We start from the raw sequence: 434 nt of genomic DNA, 5'->3' as shown, positions 1-434 counted from the left end.
ACGTCACTGGGCTTAGATTCAAATCAGCTCAGCAGCATTGATATATCGAACAACACTTTACTGGAAACGTTGGGGCTGAATAATAACCAGCTGAGTGTCATTGATGTTACTCGTAATACCGCTTTGACTCGGTTAGATTTAGACAACAATCAACTCACAAACATGAACGTGAGTGCAAATACGCTACTAACTTCATTGGGCTTAGATTCAAATCAGCTCAGCAGCATTGATGTATCGAACAATACTTTACTGGAAACATTGGGTCTGAATAACAATCAGCTGAGTGCTATTGATGTCAGTCGTAATACCGTTTTGACTCGATTAGATTTAGACAACAATCAACTCACAAACATGAACGTGAGTGCAAATACGCAACTAACTTCATTGGGTTTAGATTCAAATCGGCTTAGCAGTATTGATGTATCGAACAACAC

1 pseudogene is annotated in these 434 nt (G+C 39.2%); it reads left to right on the top strand.

Features of this window, described 5'->3' with window-relative positions:
• Positions 1-434 (top strand): annotated as a pseudogene (locus J8L97_RS23220) (cell surface protein); the annotation flags it as partial.

It is taken from the genome of Pseudoalteromonas sp. MMG012 (assembly GCF_018100875.1).
GTDB classification, from domain to species: Bacteria; Pseudomonadota; Gammaproteobacteria; order Enterobacterales; family Alteromonadaceae; genus Pseudoalteromonas; species Pseudoalteromonas aurantia.
Note: the sequence above shows the minus strand (reverse complement) of the source record. Positions and strands in the feature narration are given on the sequence as shown.